General features: G+C 61.7%; 20 protein-coding genes. 7 read left to right on the top strand and 13 right to left on the bottom strand.

The genetic code is table 11. From position 1 onward, the window contains the following. Positions 1-81: 81 nt before the first annotated feature. Together AC6I97_RS00850 and AC6I97_RS00845 are read left to right on the top strand one after the other, a co-directional pair. A complete protein-coding gene (locus AC6I97_RS00850) occupies positions 82-309 on the top strand; it encodes a hypothetical protein (RefSeq protein ID WP_497943816.1) in 228 nt (75 codons plus the stop codon). An 88-nt stretch (positions 310-397) separates the two neighbouring features. Next, positions 398-658 (top strand): hypothetical protein, encoded by a 261-nt coding sequence (locus tag AC6I97_RS00845; RefSeq protein WP_497943815.1) that lies wholly within the window; start codon positions 398-400, stop codon positions 656-658. Between the two features lie 71 nt (positions 659-729). Here the strand turns inward: AC6I97_RS00845 and AC6I97_RS00840 are convergent, their stop codons facing one another. Beyond that, entirely contained in the window at positions 730-3,303 is a 2,574-nt protein-coding gene (locus AC6I97_RS00840; RefSeq protein ID WP_497943814.1) for an ATP-dependent DNA ligase, read from the bottom strand. Between the two features lie 38 nt (positions 3,304-3,341). Here AC6I97_RS00840 and ku point away from each other — a divergent pair, with 38 nt between their 5' ends. Beyond that, a complete protein-coding gene (gene ku / locus AC6I97_RS00835) occupies positions 3,342-4,208 on the top strand; it encodes a non-homologous end joining protein Ku (protein ID WP_224094770.1) in 867 nt (288 codons plus the stop codon). 92 nt (positions 4,209-4,300) lie between these two features. Here ku and AC6I97_RS00830 read toward each other — a convergent pair whose 3' ends face one another. The 4 genes from AC6I97_RS00830 to AC6I97_RS00815 all read right to left on the bottom strand — a co-directional run bounded on the left by AC6I97_RS00830 (position 4,301) and on the right by AC6I97_RS00815 (position 8,694). Next, positions 4,301-5,137, bottom strand: coding sequence for a carbohydrate ABC transporter permease (locus AC6I97_RS00830; protein ID WP_224166069.1), 837 nt, complete (start codon positions 5,135-5,137; stop codon positions 4,301-4,303). Next, entirely contained in the window at positions 5,134-6,105 is a 972-nt protein-coding gene (locus AC6I97_RS00825) for a carbohydrate ABC transporter permease (RefSeq protein WP_497943813.1), read from the bottom strand. Before AC6I97_RS00825 ends, AC6I97_RS00830 begins: the two co-directional genes overlap by 4 nt. A gap of 6 nt (positions 6,106-6,111) precedes the next feature. Then, positions 6,112-7,407, bottom strand: a complete 1,296-nt coding sequence (locus AC6I97_RS00820; RefSeq protein WP_497943812.1) for an ABC transporter substrate-binding protein — start codon at positions 7,405-7,407, stop codon at positions 6,112-6,114. A gap of 69 nt (positions 7,408-7,476) precedes the next feature. After that, positions 7,477-8,694, bottom strand: a complete 1,218-nt coding sequence (locus tag AC6I97_RS00815; protein ID WP_497943811.1) for an aminotransferase class V-fold PLP-dependent enzyme — start codon at positions 8,692-8,694, stop codon at positions 7,477-7,479. 244 nt (positions 8,695-8,938) lie between these two features. On the opposite strand from AC6I97_RS00815, the gene AC6I97_RS00810 reads away from it, so the two are divergent. Continuing rightward, on the top strand, positions 8,939-9,631 hold the full coding sequence (locus AC6I97_RS00810) for a FadR/GntR family transcriptional regulator (protein ID WP_497943810.1): 693 nt from the start codon (positions 8,939-8,941) through the stop codon (positions 9,629-9,631). Positions 9,632-9,706: 75 nt separating this feature from the next. Here AC6I97_RS00810 and AC6I97_RS00805 read toward each other — a convergent pair whose 3' ends face one another. Both AC6I97_RS00805 and AC6I97_RS00800 read right to left on the bottom strand, forming a co-directional pair. Then, complete coding sequence (locus AC6I97_RS00805; protein WP_497943809.1) at positions 9,707-9,973, bottom strand: DUF7218 family protein; 267 nt, start codon at positions 9,971-9,973, stop codon at positions 9,707-9,709. Between the two features lie 36 nt (positions 9,974-10,009). After that, entirely contained in the window at positions 10,010-10,528 is a 519-nt protein-coding gene (locus tag AC6I97_RS00800; protein ID WP_497943808.1) for a DUF6328 family protein, read from the bottom strand. A 115-nt stretch (positions 10,529-10,643) separates the two neighbouring features. Here AC6I97_RS00800 and AC6I97_RS00795 point away from each other — a divergent pair, with 115 nt between their 5' ends. Next, the gene (locus AC6I97_RS00795; protein ID WP_497943807.1) at positions 10,644-10,910 is read left to right on the top strand and encodes a hypothetical protein; all 267 of its coding nucleotides are present in this window, start codon (positions 10,644-10,646) and stop codon (positions 10,908-10,910) included. A 191-nt stretch (positions 10,911-11,101) separates the two neighbouring features. On the opposite strand, the gene AC6I97_RS00790 is transcribed toward AC6I97_RS00795, so the two are convergent. Continuing rightward, positions 11,102-11,272: a hypothetical protein gene (locus AC6I97_RS00790; RefSeq protein WP_018778938.1), complete on the bottom strand. Its 171-nt coding sequence runs from the start codon at positions 11,270-11,272 to the stop codon at positions 11,102-11,104. Positions 11,273-11,574: 302 nt separating this feature from the next. On the opposite strand from AC6I97_RS00790, the gene AC6I97_RS00785 reads away from it, so the two are divergent. Both AC6I97_RS00785 and AC6I97_RS00780 read left to right on the top strand, forming a co-directional pair. After that, positions 11,575-12,054, top strand: coding sequence for a Dps family protein (locus AC6I97_RS00785; protein ID WP_497943806.1), 480 nt, complete (start codon positions 11,575-11,577; stop codon positions 12,052-12,054). Positions 12,055-12,080: 26 nt separating this feature from the next. Beyond that, the gene (locus AC6I97_RS00780) at positions 12,081-13,070 is read left to right on the top strand and encodes a DNA topoisomerase IB (RefSeq protein WP_497943805.1); all 990 of its coding nucleotides are present in this window, start codon (positions 12,081-12,083) and stop codon (positions 13,068-13,070) included. Between the two features lie 59 nt (positions 13,071-13,129). On the opposite strand, the gene AC6I97_RS00775 is transcribed toward AC6I97_RS00780, so the two are convergent. The 5 genes from AC6I97_RS00775 to AC6I97_RS00755 form a co-directional block, all read right to left on the bottom strand. Further along, positions 13,130-13,408: an HPr family phosphocarrier protein gene (locus AC6I97_RS00775; protein ID WP_223935423.1), complete on the bottom strand. Its 279-nt coding sequence runs from the start codon at positions 13,406-13,408 to the stop codon at positions 13,130-13,132. Positions 13,409-13,442: 34 nt separating this feature from the next. Further along, a complete protein-coding gene (gene ptsP, locus AC6I97_RS00770; protein WP_497943804.1) occupies positions 13,443-15,155 on the bottom strand; it encodes a phosphoenolpyruvate--protein phosphotransferase in 1,713 nt (570 codons plus the stop codon). Positions 15,156-15,230: 75 nt separating this feature from the next. Beyond that, positions 15,231-17,297, bottom strand: coding sequence for a PTS fructose transporter subunit IIABC (locus tag AC6I97_RS00765; RefSeq protein WP_224094788.1), 2,067 nt, complete (start codon positions 17,295-17,297; stop codon positions 15,231-15,233). A 2-nt stretch (positions 17,298-17,299) separates the two neighbouring features. Beyond that, positions 17,300-18,286, bottom strand: coding sequence for a 1-phosphofructokinase family hexose kinase (locus AC6I97_RS00760; protein ID WP_224094790.1), 987 nt, complete (start codon positions 18,284-18,286; stop codon positions 17,300-17,302). Beyond that, complete coding sequence (locus AC6I97_RS00755) at positions 18,283-19,074, bottom strand: DeoR/GlpR family DNA-binding transcription regulator (protein WP_497943803.1); 792 nt, start codon at positions 19,072-19,074, stop codon at positions 18,283-18,285. Before AC6I97_RS00755 ends, AC6I97_RS00760 begins: the two co-directional genes overlap by 4 nt. Positions 19,075-19,772: the final 698 nt, after the last annotated feature.

Here is a 19,772-nt window from a genome sequence, read left to right as displayed (position 1 = left end):
TGTCGACGCTATTTTCTCGAACCGCAACGCCATGGTTTTGGTGCTTCTCCAGGACTCACACCTGAAGAGGAGTCCACTTTTATGACTGCCAATCCTTCCGAAAACAACACCCCTGATCCCGCGGCATCGGGAAGTCCGAAGTCCGCCTCCGGCGGCATCAAGTCCAAACTGACCGATGCCCAGAAGGCAATGCTGGCCAGCAAGTCCGGCGGCGGCGCTCCTGCTGGCTGGCAAAGCACGGGCAAGGGCCATAAGCCCACGTCCACCAGCGGCAAGCAGGCGAAGACGGAAAAGAAGGTCCGTTGGTGATTCCCGGTTGCAGATAAATCCTGCAGACAACCATCGACGGCCCACCTAGTATTGAAATTCCTTCGTTTCACTGTGGAAAGGAAGAACCATGACTGCAAAGCATCAAGGTGAAAACATCGATCCCGAGGTTGCCAGCCACTTGGTGGAGGCCATGGACATGGCTCCCATGCCTGAGCCGGCAACCATCGATGTAACCCTGGGTTTGGACCAGGAGCAGCACTGGCCGGACGGTAGCGGCAAACGCCGGCACCCGAAGGACCGCGAACAAGCCCACGGACGAGTGGGCCAGGGTGCAGCCGTGACGGCGATCCACCGGACCAGCCGCCCGCAGATGCCGCACTCCTCCTGACCCAACCCAGCCAGCCCAACTAGGTAGCAGCACAGCGCGTTTAGGGCTCTCAAAACGCGCTCAAGTGCGACCTAGTTGGGCGGGCTTACGTCTTCCGGGGACTTGTCAGGACGCCACCCACGCCACACGGGATGTCGTAGCCTGCCCGGGCCGGTCCATTCTCCGAAGGTCACTTCGGCTACCAGCTCCGGATCTACCCAACGGGCACCTGCAGCATCCTCGCGCGGGATATCGGCGAACGGGGAATCGGGTATCAGGCGGGGCTCCAGTTTCTCCATGACATCCCTCAGCTGCCACTCCTTGAACCCGGTGCCCACCCGGCCCACGTAATGCAACTTCCCGCCCTGCGGAATGCCCAACAGCAACGAGCCAAAGGTTCCATTCCGGGCACCTGCGCCGGGTCGCCAGCCACCAACAACCACTTCCTGGCTCTGCTCCAGCTTGAGTTTGATCCACGAGCGGCTGCGCCTGCCTACCACGTAGCGGCTATCTGCCTTCTTCGCCATCACCCCTTCCAAGCCGAGTTCAGCCGCGCTTGCCATGAGGTCGTCGACGTCGTGGTCCAACACCGCCGAAAGGTGAAGCGGGCAGCCCGTGCGCAAGCCCCCGGCAAACGCCGCAAGCCGCTCCCGACGCTCACGGAAAGGAAGCCCGCTCAGATCCGTCCCGCCGTCGTACAGAAGGTCGAACAGCATCAGCTGCACCGGGACCGAAGCGCGGGCTCGTTCGATGTCAGCGGTCTTCACCAGGTTCATCCGGAGCTGCAGACGGCCAAAATCAGGCCGCGAACCCTTTCCAAGTGCCACGATTTCACCGTCGGCCACGAAATCGCCGTCGGGCCAGCATGATCGGTCTGTTAGTTCGGGGTAGGTGGCAGTGAGATCGTTGCCGTTGCGGCTCATGAGACGGATCCTGCCCTCGGTGCCGGTGATGATGGCGCGGATTCCGTCCCATTTCAGTTCGTACAGCCAGTCCTCGCCGCGAAGGTCGGCGACGGTGCCCGACGTGGCAAGCATGGGAGTGTAGTTCGGCATTGGCTGGGGAGCGGCTGGGCTCGATGCCGCGACGGGGGCGACCTTGTTGGGAGGACTGGCAGTGCCCTTCCGAAGCCGTCCTCCGGGTTGCTCCTTCATCAAGTGGATCAGCCAACGGTCGCCCGTATTGATCAGTGCCAGACGTTTGGTCCCGTGCAGTCCACCTCCTGGCTGGCCCGTTAGCGATGCGATCACTTCCTTGCCGTCCCGCCATTTCTCGCACGTGTACTCGCCACGGTCCCAAATAGTCATGGTCCCTGCACCATATTCACCTTTGGGAATGACGCCAGCGAAGTCCGCGTATTCCATCGGATGGTCTTCCGTATGCACGGCAAGGTTGTTCCGGTCGGGCGTCTCCGGAACGCCGCGCGGCAAAGCCCACGACGCAAGTACGCCGTTGTGCTCCAGCCGCAGATCCAGGTGGTAGCGGCGGGCATGGTGCTCCTGGATGACGAAGATCCCGCCGGGCGGTGCAGGGTCGCCGGGCTTCGGCTGGTCAGAGGAAGATCCTCCCGGCGTCGCCGAGGCAGAAGCAGCCGACGACGCCGGGAACGGCTCCGGGGTCTTCTCCGGATCGCGCATCCCCACATATTTGGCGAGACGGTTCTCCACGGTCACCACGCGCTCGCGGGAACCGCCCGAACCGCTGTGGGTTGCCGAACCGCTGCGGGCTCCAGCGCCGTCGTCATCATCCGTATACTCTCCGTGCGGCGGGAGGTGCCGTGACGAGATAGGGGCGAAGTGGTCCTTGCCGGTCTTGACCCGCTTCATCACCGCCGTGTAATCAAGATGGTCCAGGGTGCTCGAGGAGAGTTCGCGCCACGTGCGCGGCGCCGCGACCGTTGGATGGGCTTTACCGCGGAGTGAGTAAGGGACGATGGTGGTCTTGTTCCCGCTGTTCTGGCTCCAGTCCACCAACACTTTGCCGTGGCGGAGGGATTTCTTCATGTCGCTGACCACCAGCTCGGGATGGTCGGACTCAAGGGCACGCGCCAGCTCATGGGCGAAGGACGATACTTGCTCGGACTTCAGGGTCCCCTCCAGCCCGGTATAAAGGTGGATTCCTTTGCTGCCGCTGGTCACTGGCACCGGTTCCATGCCCATGTCCTGCAGGATGGAGCGGGCAAGCTTGGCCACTTCAACGCACTCAGGCAGGCCTGCGCCGGGACCGGGGTCAAGATCCAGGACGAAGCGGTCGGGCCGGAGCGGATTACCCTCGGCGTCAACCTGCCATTGCGGGACGTGGATCTCCAGGGATGCTATCTGTGCCATCCATGTGAGCGTGGCGAGGTTGTTGACCATGGGGTAGACGTTGGTGTGGTCCGAGTGCTGGATGGCCGTGCGGGGGATCCACTTGGGCGCGGAGTCTTCGAGGTTCTTCTGAAAGAACACCTGTCCGGGGTGCTCGGCAGTGCCCACCCCGTTGACCCAGCGCTTGCGTGTGACGGGCCTGTTGGCGGCGGCAGGAATGAGGAAAGGCGCGACTGCGGCATAGTATTCCAGGACTTCGGCCTTGGTTGTCCCGGTCTCGGGGTAGATGATCTTGCCCAGGTTGGTGAGGGTCAGCTCGTGGCCTTCCACGTTCACCCGCTCCTGTTGCTTGCCTGCCACCTCTTCTCCTCTGCTGTCTTGTGCTGTTGACTGGGTGCATGAGGGCCATATGGAAGGGATCTATCGCGTTCGGTCTGGTCAACGTACCAGTGAAGCTTTACAGCGCCACGGAGGACCACGATATTGGCCTTCACCAAGTCCACAATAAGGACGGGGGACGCATCCGGTACCAGCGGAAGTGTGAAATTTGCGGCGAAGTTGTTGCTTACGAAGATATCGACAAGGCCTACGAAGAGGAAGGCCGCACAGTTGTTCTCACCGCGGCGGAATTGAAGTCCTTGCCGGAAGAGAACAGCCGCGAAATTGAGGTAGTGGAATTCATCCCTGCCGAGCAACTGGACCCGATCATGTACGAGCGCAGCTATTTCCTGGAGCCGGATTCCAAATCCCCCAAAGCCTATATGTTGCTGCGGCAGACACTTGAGGACACGGACAGGATTGCAATTGTCCAGTACGCCCTGCGGCAGAAGACACGGCTCGGAGCCCTGCGCGTACGCGGCGACGTACTCCTTCTGCAGGCACTGCTCTGGGGCGATGAAGTCCGGGAGGCCAAGTTCCCCTCGCTTGAGACGGACATCAAGATCTCCGATAAGGAACTGGAAATGTCCTCCGCCCTGGTGGATTCCATGGCCCACGACTTCGACCCCGAAGAATACACCGACGACTACCAGGTGCAGCTCCGAACGTTGATCGAGGCCAAGCTCGAAAAGGGCGAAGCGCTCGATACGGAGGCCACGTTCGGCGTCACGGAAGGCGAAGGGGAAGGCGGCGACGTCATCGATCTCATGGAGGCGCTGAAACGGAGCCTGGACAAGAAGCGCGGCAAGGAAAAAGCGGCCGACGATGACGCTGCAGCCAGCAAAACTGCCAGCAAGCCAAAGACGCGGGCCAAGAAAAAGGCGTGACCCGGCGTCGGGCTCCCAACTGGGTCGCATTTAAGCGCGTTTAGGGCGCCCCAAACGCGCACTGCTGCGACCTAGACCCTGGTGCGTTTGCGTCAGCCTTTGACTGAACCCGCCGTGAGTCCCTGAACGATGAACTTACTGGCGAAGGCGAAGATCACCAGTGTTGGAACCACCGTCAGAACCGCAGCGGCCGACATGGAACCCCAGTCAATGTTGAAACTGGAGATAAAGCCGGCCAATGCCGTCGGAATGGTCTTGTTGCTGTCGCTGTTCATCAGGGTCACCGACAAGAACAATTCATTCCAGCAATTGACGAAGTTGAAGACGAAACTCGCTGCGATGCCGGGCAGCATCACGGGAACAATGACCTTGAAGAGTGCACTCAGCCTGGAGCAGCCATCAATCATGGCGGCTTCCTCCAACGCGTCAGGAACATTCTCGAAAAAGCCACGGAGCATGATGGTGCAGAACGGAATGCAGATCGCGATATAGATCAGGATCAGCCCGGTCTTGGAATCCACGAGTCCGAAGTCGGTCATCATGAGGTAGAGGGGACCCAGTGCAATAAATCCGGGAATCATCTGCGTCACCAGGAACGCCCCCAGCACGGCACCGCGTCCGGAGAAATGGAACCGCGCCAGAACGTAAGCGGAGAGCAGCGAAATCAGTGTTGCCACCGAGGCGGCCACCAGCGCAACCACGAGGCTGTTGAGCATGTACTGGCCAAAGTCGGACTTCGTGAAGAGCCCGATGTAGTTGTCCAAGGACAATTGCCGCGGCCAGTAATCCAGTGGCAGCGAATAGATGGCCCCCGGCTCCTTCAGGGACGTCACCACGATCCAGTACAACGGGAAAACGGTGGCGACCAGGCACAACCCCAGGAAAACAACCTTGGAAATCCTGCCTGCGAGCGTCGGAGTGTTGATCATCGGGCTCCCTTTCGAAAGCGGACAGCCATGAGATAGAAGGCAGCGAACAGCATCAGGGTGAGCACCACGATCAAGCCGAGCGCGGACGCTTTTCCGTAGTCACCCTCCTGCGTAATTTTGATCATGTAGGTGGTGATGATGTGGGTTTGATCGGCCGGTCCACCGCCGGCCATGGCAAAGATGATGTCCGGAAAGTTGAAGATCCAGATCACTCGCAAAAGGATGGTAAGTGCCAAAGTAGTTGCGATGCTCGGCAGCGTGATACTTAAGAACGTCCTTACCTTTCCGGCGCCATCCAAGGCAGCGGCCTCGTACATTTCGTCGGACACCGACTGCAGGGCGGCGAGGATCATGATGGCAAAGAACGTGACGCCGTACCAGATGTTGGCAATGATGATTGCCGTCATGGCGAAGCCGGGATCGGACAGCCACGGAATGGGCGAGCTAATGAGCCCCGCCTTCATCAACAGGTCATTGACCACTCCAAATTCGGCATTGAACATCCACCGGAAAAGCATCCCGATGAGGAAGCCGGATACAGCCCACGGGAAGAAGATCATCGCCTGGTAGGCTCCACGCATCCTGAACCGGCGCTTCAGGAACAGCGCCACCGCGAAACCAATCACCACTTGGGGAACCAGCGAGCCAACAACCCACACCACAGTGTTCCGGACGATTGTCCCGAATTCAGGAGCATCGAACAGGCTCTGGAAATTGGCAAAACCAACCCAGGATGTGTCCGAAAGGTCGTTCAGGTTCCAGTTCCGGAACGCCATCTGGCTCCCGGAGATCATGGGGTAGTACGTGAATACCCCTACGAACAAGGCGGCCGGTGCCAGGAAGGCCAGCAAGGTAAAAGCCGTACGGGCGCTGAACCGTCGTTTGGACAGAGTTCGATTACTGGGATCCGGCTTTTCGGTCTTCCGACCCAATGGTGGGGGTGTGGCCCGCTTGACGTCGAGACTCACCGGAAGCTATCCCTTCATCTTTTCGGTCCAATACGTGTCCCAGCTTGCCAGCAGCTCGGCCGTGGACATCTGCCCCGTGAGCACCCGCTGCAGTTCGCCGTCGGACTTCTTGATCCATTCCGTCCACCACGACACACTGCGGGGTTGGATCGCGGAAACGTACGTGTCCGGGTTCTCGGTCATCTTGACGTAGGCAGCCCAGGGACCGGTGCTGTAGAAGCTGTCTTGTGCTGCGGATTTCAGGATGGGGACGAGGCTGTTGTCCTTGCTGAAGGTGGTGGCGGCGTCTCCCTGCGCCAAGTACTTGATGAGCTTGACTGCCTCCGGCTTGGATTTTGACGACTCCGCGATACCCCAGCCAGCGGAGGCTACGGGCTGCACTGCTTTGCCGTCCGGGCCCACCAGCAGGGGAGCAACGTTCCACTGGTCTTCCTTGATGGACTGCGATTCCTTGACCGTGGCGATGACCTCCGGGTCCTGCAGCAGGAAGGCAGTGGAGCCGTTGCTGAAGCCCTGGACCATCTCCGGGTAGCCCCATGCCACGGACGACGGCGGTGATCCCTTCTTGAAGAGGTCGATGTAGAGGTCCATCGCCTCCTGGGCCTTGGGGGACGAGAAGATCGTTTTGCCACTCGTGAGCTTGAAGGCGTTCTCACGGTCGATCTCGTCAGCTACATAGGCCTCAATGATGGCCACGGCGTTGGAGTTTGCATTGGTGCCCCCGCGGAACGCATATCCGAACTTGTTCTCCGATGGCTTGTTCAGGGCTGCGGCCTGTTCCACCATCTCTGACCAGCTGCTGGGAGGACCGTCGAACCCGGCGTCCTTGACGAGGTCGGAGCGGTAGAACAGGGAAAGACCGTAGAAGCCGTAAGGGATGTAGTAGGTTTTGCCGTTCTGCTTGGAGTACGTGACCGCGTTTTCCGTCAGGTTGTTCCAGCCATCCCAGCCGTCCAGGTCCTTGGTCATGTCATAGAGCCAATTGTTGGCTCCGAAGGATCCCACCGTGATGTCACGCGCTTCCACGACGTCGATCCCCTTGCCGGACTGGAGCATCTGTTGGATCTTCTGATCAGCCTGATCGGTGGGAGGCGAAATGAGGTCGACTTTGATGTCCGGGTTTTCACGCTCGAAGCCTGAAATCAGCTTCTTCAGGGTTTCTGTCCTGGTGGGATTGGTCAGGCTCTCCACCATCTTCAAGGTGACTTTGCCATCGGCAGCATTCTGGCCGCCGCCGCATCCGGCAAGTGCAAGAACAGCCGCCAGGCCTGCTGCCGCAGACGCCATTATTCTGGATTTCACGTGGGTCCTCCGTTTATTTGGTTGAGGTGGGCAATCCATGCGCCGGTTGCGCGGCGCAGGTGGTGCTGTCTAGAGGGATCGGGCGAGCCGCACAAGTTCAGGTACGGCTTTCGCGGCGAAAATCTCGAAGTCCGTGGGCGAGTTATAGAGGTGGGCGGAAAGTCGCAGGAAGCCCTCACCGTCATAGGTGGTCACCGCTGTTTCGATGTCCAGCTCGTCCGAGATGAAAGCCCGCACAGTGTGCGAATCCTCGTGCGAAGTGGCAAGGCCATGCGGCAAGCGGATCAAGCGCAGCGGCCCAACCGGCATGCCGACGTCTACTGTGTGGTCCTGCCCTGTGAAGTCGGCAAAGGCATGGCCAATAAGGGACTCGCCGTAGTCGCAAAGGGCATTGGCGTAGCTGCGAAAAGTTCCCCAGCCGTACCGTTGCGCGATGGTGTCGAACGACGTGCGTGCGGCCATCCAGGACGTAACATCCTGGGTTCCGACGTGGTCGAAGTTCTCCGGGAAGCTGTGGGGAAAGCCCCACGAGTCAATGAGCGGGGTTAGCTTGCTGGCGTGTGCACCACGGGCTACGAGGGCGGCCGTACCCCTCGGAGCGCAAGCAAACTTGTGCAGATTGCCAACCCAGAACCCGTCAAAGTCGGGCACGGGCGATTCCAGGATCCCCGGCGCATGCGCTCCGTCCACGAGCACGGGAATGCCCATGGCAGATGCTGCCTCGGCGATGGCCTCTACGGGAAATGCCCGGGCTGTTGCCGAGGTGATTTGGTCCACCACGATGAGGGCCGTCTTGTTGCTGACTTCTGCCATGACAAGGGCGATTGCGGTCACGGCATCCGCATCCAGCGGCACTTCCGCGATTCGGACCCGAGCGCCGTATCTCCGGGCCACCCGGTAAGCCCCGTGCAGTACGGCTCCGTAGGCGTGGTTCGTCATCACGATTTCTGAGCCAGGTGCAAACTCCAGTGAGTTATAAACGGCACTGACCCCGGCGCTGGCATTCTGGACCAGTGCCATATGCGCGGCATCGACTCCGAGGAATGCGGCAACTTCCGTACGCGCTGCCGCCACCGCGTTGTACTGCCCCATGAACCACGTACAAGGGTTTGCTTCCATGCGGGCCTTGAGCTCCAGCTGGAAGTCCTGCGCCGCGCGGGGAACGGAACCATATGAGCCGTGATTCAGGTGGACCTTGGTGGGAGTGAGGCTCCAGTCGAAGGAGGAAGGCTCGCCGTCCGGGGTCATCATGGGACGGGGAGCCGTGAGGTTGCTGGCTGTGTACACAGAGGCCTTCTTGCTCGGAGAGGCGGGACTGTCTGTAAGTTACCTCACACATTCCGCCAAGACAACAGACAACTTTCCAAAGACATAAGATGACTTTCCGCAAATCTGCGAATGCAGACGCAAAACAGCCACGAATGGCAGCAAGAGATAAGATGTCTTGCGATGTGAAGTCTGACAAGATGTCATATCACTACGCACCTGCGCAGGTGCTGTAGCGTGGACCGGGTCTGGAGGAGGCGGCTAATTGAGTGCAGTAGAAACGGCCATGCAGGGCCTGCGAAACAAGATCGCCTCCGGCGAACTGCTGCCCGGGCAGAAATGCCCTCCCGAAGCGGAGCTGTGCGCCCAGCTTGGAGTCTCACGGAGCTCCCTGCGGGAAGCTGTCCGCGCCATGTCAGCACTCGGAATCATGGAGTCGCGGCACGGTTCAGGGACCTATATCTCCTCTTTGGAACCCACGGTCATCCTTCAGAACTTCGCGCTGCTGGTCGACTTGCTTCCTTTGGACGGCCTTTTGGAGCTCTTCGAGATCCGACGATTGATGGAGTCGCACGCTGCGTCCGCAGCCGCGGCAAATGCAACACCTGCCGCCTTGGCTACCCTGACGGCACTGGTGGCCGGCATGGAAAGCACGGACGACCCTTCCGAATATTCTGAACTGGATTCGCAGTTCCATGAGGAAATCTGCCGGGCAAGTGGTAACGCCACTCTGGCCGGCTTAGTGCGCCTTTTCCGTTCGCGCGGGGGTCACTTCCATATTTTCGACGGCGATGAGGGTACCACTGTGCGTGAGGGGAGCACGGCCGGCCACGCTGCGATCGTGGAGGCGATTGCCCAGCGGAACCCCACTTTGGCTGCGACTGCGATGGCAGCACACATTGCGCAGACTGAAACCTGGCTCAAAAGGTTACGGCCCGCCCCGCGGCTCACCGACTAATACGGCTCACCGACTAATGAGGAAGCAGCGTCGGCCGGTGATGATGAACGGCCTAGACTGTTTTCTTGTTGAATATCAGTGGTTCCGCAGCATTGAAATGATCTCGGACTTCTTCTTGCCGGAGTAGCCCTTGATTCCGAGTTCCTTGGCGCGGGACCTCAGTTTGTCCACGGTCCAATCGTCGTAGTCGCCGGACTTGCCTCCCTTGCGGCCTACTTCCTTGCGTCCCTGTTTGGCCGCAGCATTGGATACGCGGGCCGCTTTTTCCTTGGACGCGCCCTCGTCGCGGAGTTCTTCATATAGCTTCGGGTCCTTCAGGCTCGAATTCTTCTTTCCAGGCATGGTGCGCTTCCTTTCGCGTATTGATGTGCCTTTTGCTCACGGTGCATTTCCGCTCTTGCCGTTCCCGTTTTGCAGGGCCCGCCGCTGCAGCCATATGGGCATGCCCACAACGAGTAGCAGCAGGACCAGGACGATGAAGCCACCGGCAATCAGGGCTGCTGTTCGGCCGGCGGTGACATCGAAGACCAGCGTGGCCGAACCCACAGTCAGGATGGCTACGCCGCCCAAGGCCCATTTGGTGATGGCATCGGCGCTGGAGACGAGAGTGGCTTTGAGTCCCCGGCGGAAAAGGCGGCGATGCACGCTGACCGGAAGAAGGATCAAAGCAGTTGTCAGGGCCGCTGCCATGACATTGAAGAGGTAGAGTCCGCGTTGCCAGTCGTCCAGGTGCTCAAAGCGCGCTTGGAAGGGCAAGGTCAGCAGGAAGCCGCCCAGGATCTGGACGCCGGTCTGGAGCACCCGCAGTTCCTGGATCAGCTCCATCCAGTTGCGGTCCATCCGTTCTTCAATGGATTCGTTCCTGCCGGTCCTGGGAACCTGCTCCGGCTCTACCATTCGTACGCCTCCAGATAGCTATTGGTGGACGCTGACACTACACCGGACTACGGTCGAACTGTCAGCATTCCTCGAACAATTTTTGGGGCCTCAAAGGATTTCCAAGGAGGAAGAAATGAGTCAGGACGAACACCGCGTTGACCCTGAAGACGCTGCCGGCGGCTATGGCACACCAACGCCTGAGCAGGAACTGCCAGGACGGGGATCGGAGCGTGAAACACCCGAGCGGCCGTCGCCGGGTACGCCTCCCGGACCGGGGGAGCCACCTGAGGGCAGGCCCACTCCGGAAGACCCGGATACTTCTCCCGTTCCGGAGTCGCCGGACGAATTCCCTACTCCGCGGGATCCTGACGTGGCACCTCCTCCCAGTACGGGCGGGTAAAACACTGCGTTTCATGCGAATATGGCGGCTAAAGCGCCCGTTCCGGAGCCTGTATCCGGGTGCCGGATGCGCCGGAGGACTGCCCCTGCTTGCAGTTCGCCTGCAGTGGGACAGTCCTCACGTTCCGCGGTATTCATCGGCAGGCCGACCAAAGTCCTTGGCCGGTGCGGGTCATTGTCGCGGTGCGCGCTCTATACCGTGTGTCCCCTGCGGCCTGACATGAAGCTGAGCAACCAGCCGATAGCTGCGATAACGAGGAGGACGACGCCTACCCACAGCAGCCAGTTCAGGGCCTGCGAGAAGCCGCCCACCAAGAGAAGGACAATTGCAACTACACCAGCAATGATCAGAAGCGTGTTCATGGTCAGCACATTCCTTTCTGGGGGAATCCGCAAAGAATCTTTGGATTCCTGACTATGCATTCCTATTTACTTCTACGGTTACTTGGGAGCGTTCCACCGCCTCCAAGTACTTTTTATCGCTACCACTTCCGGCCCTCACCGAGGGGTGAAGTTCGCCAGATGTGAACAGCAACACTCTTCATTGTACTACTAAGCAACCTTATGAAAGAGTTATTGAAGTCGCCACTTGATGAATGACCCACATCGAAGGAATTCGACACCAGGGTTTTTCGCTTGCACCGACCGTCCAAGGAGAGGAAAACATGAAAGCGTCACAGCAGCTTGCAGACAACCTTCAAATCGTCCTGACAGACCTGATCGAGCTACAGCTCCAGGGCAAGCAGGCGCACTGGAACATCGTCGGTCCGAACTTCCGTGACCTCCACCTCCAGCTGGACGAACTCGTTGCGGCCACCCGTCAATTCGCGGATGACACCGCCGAACGGATGAGGGCCCTTCACGCCTTGCCCGATGGCCGGAGCGGGACCATCTCGGCCGGCACCCGCCTTGAAGAGTTCCCTGGCGGGCTGGTCAACACCAAGAACGCAGTCAAGCTGGTCACCGATCGTGTGGAGCGGACCGTCCAGACCATGCGGGACGTCCATGACGAGGTGGACGAAGAAGATCCCACAACAGCGGACCTGCTGCACGAATTCATCGCCCGCCTGGAGCAGCTTGTATGGATGATCAACGCCGAGGTCATGAGCGCGGGAGCCGCAGTCACGGATCCCGACGAAGCCTAGCCCACCCCTGAACTCGATCACTGAAAATGCCAAGGCTTCGGCGAAGTGACCTTTCCAAGCCCGGTATTGAACGCCGCAGGGCCGGCAAAGGGTTCAGTTACAGGTATCCTGACGGGAGCCTGGTAAGCCAAGAGGATCGCCAGCGCATTAATGCGCTGGCGATCCCGCCTGCGTGGACCGAGGTGTGGATCAGTCCCGACATCAATGGACACATCCAGGCCACGGGTGTGGACGCGGCGGGTCGAAGCCAATACATCTACCACCCTCGGTGGCGCGAACGTAAAGACACCGAGAAGTTCCAGCGGGCCACGGAATTGGGCTCGGTGCTTCCTGGCGTGCGCAGGACTGTCACACTGCACTTGAAAGACACCTCGTCTCCCCGGCAGCAGACCCTGGCCGCAGCCGTGCGTCTCATGGATCTGGGCGCTCTCCGCGTGGGCTCTGAAAGCTACATGCGTCAGAACGGCTCCTACGGACTCACCACGCTCAGGTGCCGGCACGCGCGAATCAAGGACAATGCCGTGGGCCTGAAGTTCCCGGGCAAGAGCGGGCAGTGGTGGGACATCTCCATCCAGGATCCCGCGCTGGCAGCTTTCCTGGAGCCGCTGGCCCGCCGGCCCGGCAAGGAACGGTTGCTGGCCTACCAGTCCGATGGTTCATGGGTTTCGGTAGACGCTGCCATGATCAACGAGTACCTCCGCGGAATTGCCGGAGCGGCCTACACCTCCAAGGATTTCCGTACCTGGAAGGGAACCGCGGCGGCAGCCCTGTCCTTGTTGAAGTCCGAAGGCACCATGACGCGGCCCCAGGCTTTGGTGAAGGCCATGAAGGACGCTGCCCAACTGCTGGGCAACACCCCCACCGTGGCGCGAACTTCCTACGTGGACCCCAGGATCGTGGAGGCCTATCTGTCCGGGGAATTGCAGGACGTGAAGCCCACTGAGGCTTCGATTGCAGCCTTCCTCATTGGGAAGCAGAGCCAGGGTATTCCGGTCCAGGACACAAAAAAGGCCTGAAGCCACCCAAATCCGGGGGTCTTCAGGCCTTTTCCGTGTCGCTGGGTGGTTTAGCGGTCCTACTCGGCGTCGTGGTCCGTTTCGAGGATCTTCACCAGGCTGTCCAGGGCTGCTTCTGCGCCTTCGCCTTCGGCACGCAGCACTACGACATCGCCGTGGGAGGCGCCCAGGCTCATGAGGGACAGGATGCTCGCTGCGTCCATGGCGTCATCGGCAGGCTCGCCTTCGCGGGCGATGGTGACCTCAAGGTCAAGGTCGCCTGCGGCTTCAGCGAAGATGGCTGCCGGGCGGGCGTGGAGGCCGACGCGGCTTGCGATGGTGGCGGTACGTTCAGGCATTGGTGCTCCTTTGATGTGGGTGGTTGTGGGAAGTTTAGAGGCCGAGCTCGTTCAGGATGGGAAGCTGGGCCCGGACCGCGCTGCGTGCCGCGGCCGCATTGGGGGCCGTCAAGGCAATCGCTGCCAGCTGTTGCGCCTGGGCAACGGTCACAGTGGCAAGCACGGTCGCGACGGCGGCAAGCGCCCGGGCACTCATCGACAGCGTCGCCACGCCAAGTCCAACGAGTACGACGGCGAGTGCCGGGTCCGCTGCTGCCTCACCGCAGACGCCAACCGGCTTGGCCGTGCCGCTTTCGCTGCTGACCTGCGCGGCGCCGTCGGCCGTTAGCTTGACCAACTGCAGAACTGCGGGCTGCCACGGATCATTCAGGGTGGCGAGCGGCCCAAGCTGGCGGTCTGCTGCCATGGCGTACTGCGTGAGATCGTTGGTGCCAAGGGACGCGAAGCTCACTTCGCGCAGAACAGTGGCGGCGGTCAGCGCTGCCGACGGCACTTCCACCATGACACCCGGGGTTTTGAGCCCGGCGGCGGCGCAAAGCGTGGCGAACCGCGCGGCCTCGTCCGCCGTCGAGATCATGGGTGCCATGACCCAGACCTCGGCATTGTTGGCGGCTTCGGCGGCGGCGATGGCCTCGAGCTGCCGTTCGAGGACGCCGGGGGACGTGAGGTCCGTGCGGTATCCGCGGACACCGAGCGCAGGGTTCGGTTCGTCGGCATTGGTGAGGAACGGCAGCGGCTTGTCCGCGCCCGCGTCCAGGGTCCTGACCACAACTTTCTTACCCGGGAAGGCTGCAAAAACGGCTCCGTAAGCCGCGATCTGTTCCTCCACAGTGGGTTCGTCGTCGCGATCCAGGAAGCAGAATTCCGTCCGCAGAAGTCCAACGCCCTCGGCGCCGGCGTCGGCCGCTTTGACCGCATCCGCACCCGTGCCAACGTTTGCCAACAACGGCACGCGGAAACCGTCGGCCATGGTGTTGTTCCCGCTGAAGGCCGCCAGCGTGGAAGCCTGGGTGGCCCACGCCTTGGCAGCCAAACGCAGGTCTTCACCGGGCTCAACTGTGATGGTGCCTGCGGCGCCGTCCACATAGACCTCGGTGCCATCCGCAATCTCGTCCACGCCCAGCGCGGCTACAACGGCGGGCAAGCCGAGAGCACGGGCAAGGATGGCCGTATGCGACTGCGGCCCGCCGCTGGAGGTAATCAGCGCGACTACCTTGGATGGGTCCAGCGTGGCAGTATCAGCAGGCGCCAGGTCCTCAGCCGCCAGGATGAACGGTACATCGGAGGCCGGGATCCCCGGTGCCGGCAGGCCCCGGAGCTCAGACACTATGCGTGCCCGGACGTCGAGGACGTCCGCCACGCGCTCGGCCATGTACCCGCCCAGGCCCTTGAGGGTCTCAGCCACCGTTCCGCCAGCCTCCCAGATTGCACGTTCAGCAGTCCGTGCACCACCTGGAGCCTCAGGAGACAACAGCTTGATGGCCGATTTCACCAGCATGGGGTCGGCGGCCATCAAAGCCGTTGCTTCCAAAACTTCCTTGCCTTCTCCGTTGGCCGTAGCCGCGCGGGCCCTCAGTTCAGCCTGAACCGCCTTGGCAGCGTCCTTGATGCGCTGCCCCTGCGATTCAACCGTGACGTCGGCAGGAATGTTGACGTTCGGGTGCGGCTCCTGGATCGGTTTCGGCATCTGCTTTACCGGTGCCAGGACGCGCCCGGGAGCTACGCCTACGCCTGAGAAGGTCTGCATGTATCTGGTCCTCTGATTGCTTGGGTGCTTTTGGGCTGACGGGTTATCTGCCGGCGCTTACACGCCTGCCGGGACTTACACGCCTGCTGGGACGGGAACTGCCTCGGCCTCAACCGGCTTGCGGACAGCCCAGCGCTTGAGGGCAATTACAAGGAGCGCGGTGATGACCACGCCGACAGCGATCGACAGGAAGAACAACAGGAAGTTGTCGATTGCGAAGAACACGAAGATGCCACCGTGCGGAGCTTTGGACGTGACCGCGAAGGCCATGGACAGGGCACCGGTTACGGCGCCACCCACCATGCTGGCGGGGATGACGCGAAGCGGGTCAGCAGCTGCGAACGGGATGGCGCCCTCGGAGATGAAGGATGCACCCAGAAGCCAGGCGGCCTTTCCGTTCTCACGCTCAGCCAAGGAGAACAGCTTCTTGTCCAGCACGGTAGCCAGGGCCATGGCGAGCGGCGGAACCATGCCCGCTGCCATCACTGCGGCCATGATCTGCCACGGTGCCTGGTTTGCCACCGTTGCCGTGCCGAGGCCCGCAACAGCGAAGGAGTAGGCAACCTTGTTGACAGGACCACCAAGGTCGAAGCACATCATGAGGCCGAGGATGATGCCGAGGACGATTGCGCCTGCGCCGGTGAGGCCCGAAAGGCCGGTGTTCAGTGCCTTGGTCAGTGCCACGATCGGAGCACCAAGGATCAGGAACATCAGGCCGGAGGCCACGAGGGAGGCGAGCAACGGAATAATGACCACAGGCATCAGGCCACGCAGCCAGCGGGGAACATCGAGCTTGCCGATCTGGAAAGCGATGTAGCCGGCCAGCAGACCGCCAACAATGGCCCCGAGGAAGCCTGCGCCCATGAACCCGGATACAGCGCCGGCAACAAAACCGGGGGCAATGCCGGGACGGTCAGCGATGGCATAGGCGATGTAGCCGGCCAGCGCGGGAACCAGGAATCCGAGGGACAGTGCGCCGATCTTGAACAGTACAGCACCGATGTAGGCTCCAAGCGGACCCCAGGCGTTGTCCGGGAACTCGGTGGGCAGGTTGAAGATGCTGTTCTGAACCAGCATCTTGTCAGCGAAGCCCGTGATTTCGTAGCCGCCAAGGAGGAAGCCGATCGCAATCAGCAGGCCGCCGCCCGCTACGAACGGGATCATGTACGAAACACCGGTGAGGAGTGCCCGCTTGAGCTTCTGGCCGATGTGCTCGCCCTTTTCCTCAGCAGCACGCTCGGCCTGCTCTTCGGCACCGAAGTGCGGGACGCGGCGGGCGTGCGGGTCATCCGCAGCAGCCAACGCTTCCTGGACCATCTTGGTGGGTTCATCGATGCCGCGCTTAACCGGAGCGTTGATGACCGGCTTGCCGGCGAAGCGCTCCTTGCCACGGACGTCCACGTCGACAGCGAAAATCACTGCGTCAGCAGCGGCAATGATGGCCGGATCCAGCGGCTTGGCCCCGGAGGAACCCTGCGTCTCAACCTGGAGATCCACGCCCATTTCCTGGGCCGCGGCAACCAGTGAGTCAGCAGCCATGTAGGTGTGGGCGATGCCGGTGGGGCACGCTGTAACGGCGACGATGCGCTTGGGTCCGGCAGCCGCCGTCGTGGTTGATCCGGCAGTGGCCCCAGCGGCAGCGGGTGCTGCAGCAGCTTCGGTGGCCGGAGCAGCTGCAGCTGCAGCGGGCTTGTCCGCCAAGGCCCCATCAACGAGGTCCACGATGTCCTGCTCAGTGGCTGCCGCGCGCAACGCTGCCGTGAAGTCCTTCTTGATGAGGGAGCGGGCCAGCTTGGAGAGCAACTTCAGGTGCTCCTGGTCAGCGCCGTCCGGGGCGGCAATGAAGAAGATGAGGTCCGCCGGGCCGTCCTTGGCGCCGAAGTCCACCTTGTGGGACAGGCGGGCCATGGCAAGGGCGGGCTCGGTGACTGCGGCCGAGCGGCAGTGCGGAATCGCTATGCCGCCGGGGACGCCGGTAGCGGTTTTCTGCTCGCGGGCGAAGGCATCAGTGAAGAGCCCTTCAACCTCGGTAGCACGGCCAGCAGCGGCGACTTTGCCGGCCAGGACGCGGATGACGTCGGCAGGGGAGTCGCCCAGGTTCTGGTCGAGGATGACCAATTGGGGTGTGATCAGCTGGGTCACTGTTAGTCCTTCTGGAGGGCCGTGATGGTTACGGCGTTGGGGGTTGTCTGGTGGACTGCAGGGACAGTGGAGCCCGGCAGCGAAGCAGCAGCGGCACCATGTGCCACGGCCTGACGAAGGCAGTCCTGGGCGGAACCGCCTTGGATAGCAGCCAGCAAGTAGCCGGCCAGTGCAGAATCCCCGGCGCCCACCGTGCTGACGGCCTGGATGGGAGGATGCGTGGCCAGCCACGCCCCATCGGCCGTCACCAGGATTGCGCCCTTGGATCCGAGTGTTGCCAGAACGGCGCCCACACCGCTTTCGACGACGGCGGCAGCAGCTTGGGCGGCTCGTGCCGGGTCGGCTTCCAGTTCCTCGGCGGTGGAGACAATAGCGAAGCCGGCAGCGGCAGCGAGCTCTGCGAGCTCTTCGGCGTTGGGCTTGAGGAGATCGGGTTTTCCTGCGGCATCGCCTTTCAAAGCTGCCGCAAGCGGAGCCCCGGAAGAGTCGATGGCGATGCCGGGGATGGCCGATCCATCAGTGTTCGACCGGAGCCGACGAGCGATTGTGGCGTAGAAATCCGCGGGCACTCCTGGTGGGAGCGAGCCTGCGAGAACCACCCAGCTGGCGCCACGGGAGCGCTCCAGCAGCAGCCCGATCAGGGCTTCCTGCTGTTCGTCGCTCAGCTCCGGGCCGGGTTCGTTGATCTTGGTGGTGACGCCATCCGGTTCGGTGAGGGTGACGTTGCTGCGTAGCGCCTGACCGATGGGCAGGGCAGCGAACGGCACACCGGCGTCGTGCAGTCCGGAAAGTACCGGATCCGAGTCAGCGCCTGGAAGGACGGCGAGTGTTTCGAGGCCGGAAGCTACCAGGGCGCGGGAGACGTTGACGCCTTTTCCGCCCGACTCCTGGTGGACAGCGACGGCACGCTGTACCTCGCCGCGGGCCAGTGGTGCCGGAAGCTCCACCGTGCGGTCCAGGCTTGGGTTGGCCGTGAGTGTGACGATCATGCGATCACCACGTCAACGCCGGCTTCGGCCAGGGCTGCGCTGAGTTCAGCGGAGGGTTCACTGTCTGTAATCAAAGTGTCAACATCCTTCAGGGTGGCGAACTGGACCAATGTCTCGGCGTCCAGCTTGGAAGAATCGGCCAATGCCACAACGCGGCGGGCTGACTTGACGAAGGCGGCTTTTACCGCGGCTTCTTCAGGATCGGGCGTGCTGAGCCCGAAGGTGGCGTGGATGCCGTTTGCGCCGACGAAGGCGATGTCAGGACGAAGCCTGAAAGCGGCCTCCACTGTGGACTGTCCGACGGCGGCCTGGGTCAGCCCGCGTACCCGGCCACCCAGGATCTGAAGGGCGATGCCCGCTGTGGAGGAAAGCTTGCCGGCAATGGGAATGGCGTGGGTGATGACCACGAGTTCTTCGTTGCCGTTGGCTGCGGGCGTCCGCTGCGCGAGCAGGTCTGCCAGGGTCTCGGTTGTGGAGCCTGCGTCCAGCAGGATGCTGCCCGTGGTGAGTTCCGGAATCAGGGCGAGCGCGGCAGCTGCGATGCGGTGTTTCTCGGTCTGGCGCTGGATGGCGCGCTCCAGGATGCTTTCCTCGCGGGTACTCAAGCGGTCCGAGGGGACAGCCCCACCATGAACGCGGCGCAGGCTCCCCGAAACTTCGAGAGCTGCGAGATCACGGCGGATGGTTTCCGTGGTGATGCTGAAACGGTCGGCGAGGTCAGTGACGCTCACCCGTCCGCGCTCTGCGACGAGTGCGGAGATCAGTTGTTGGCGCTCTTCAGCGAACACTTACCCTCCATTGCGGTAAAGCCATTTGTCAGTGCAGCCCATCAGGTGACTGCTGTCACAACGATGTGGAATTGCTTGACTCTATCTTTGTTTGTGTTGGTAAGTCAATAGAAACCAACATAAACAAAGATTGCATGGGCGGGTTGGCTGTTCCGCAGGGCGATGAGGCTGGCTGGCTTCGAGGCGCGCCAAAGTTCGGGCACGCGAAAGCTTCGGACACGCGAAAGGGCATGCCACACTCCCTGTAGTGCGGCATGCCCTCCTTCGGGTCCTGACTGGGGGATTTGCCAGGATCCGGTCTATGGGGTTGGAAACCTCCTAAAGAGGTGGCTGTCCAGGCGGTTGTCCAGTATCTGGCCGCGCCGGTGGTGACGGCACTGTTGGCCCCGGCGTCGGGTCCGGGACCGGGGGAGGTCCTGGTTCCGGCAAGGGAACCGGCTCCGGTGTGGGTCCCGGTTCCCTGGTGGGATCTTTCCTGGTGGGATCCGGTTGCGAAGGGTCCGGCGGGAAGTCACTCAAGGTCAAACGCCCCGTAGGTGCGTGGTACGCCGATGAAGTTCGCGCGCGACGCTGGGCGAGTACCTGCTGATGTCCCACCCGGAGCCTGGGTAGTCGATCGGAAGATTGTCCGGGTCCGGCGGATCCGGAAGCTTGTGCTTTCTAACCGGCCTGTGATCAGTCCCGGTAACTGGAGACTC

The sequence above is a fragment of the Arthrobacter sp. TmtSoilC48 genome, from assembly GCF_059739425.1.
This window is presented reverse-complemented; position numbering and strand designations above follow the sequence as displayed.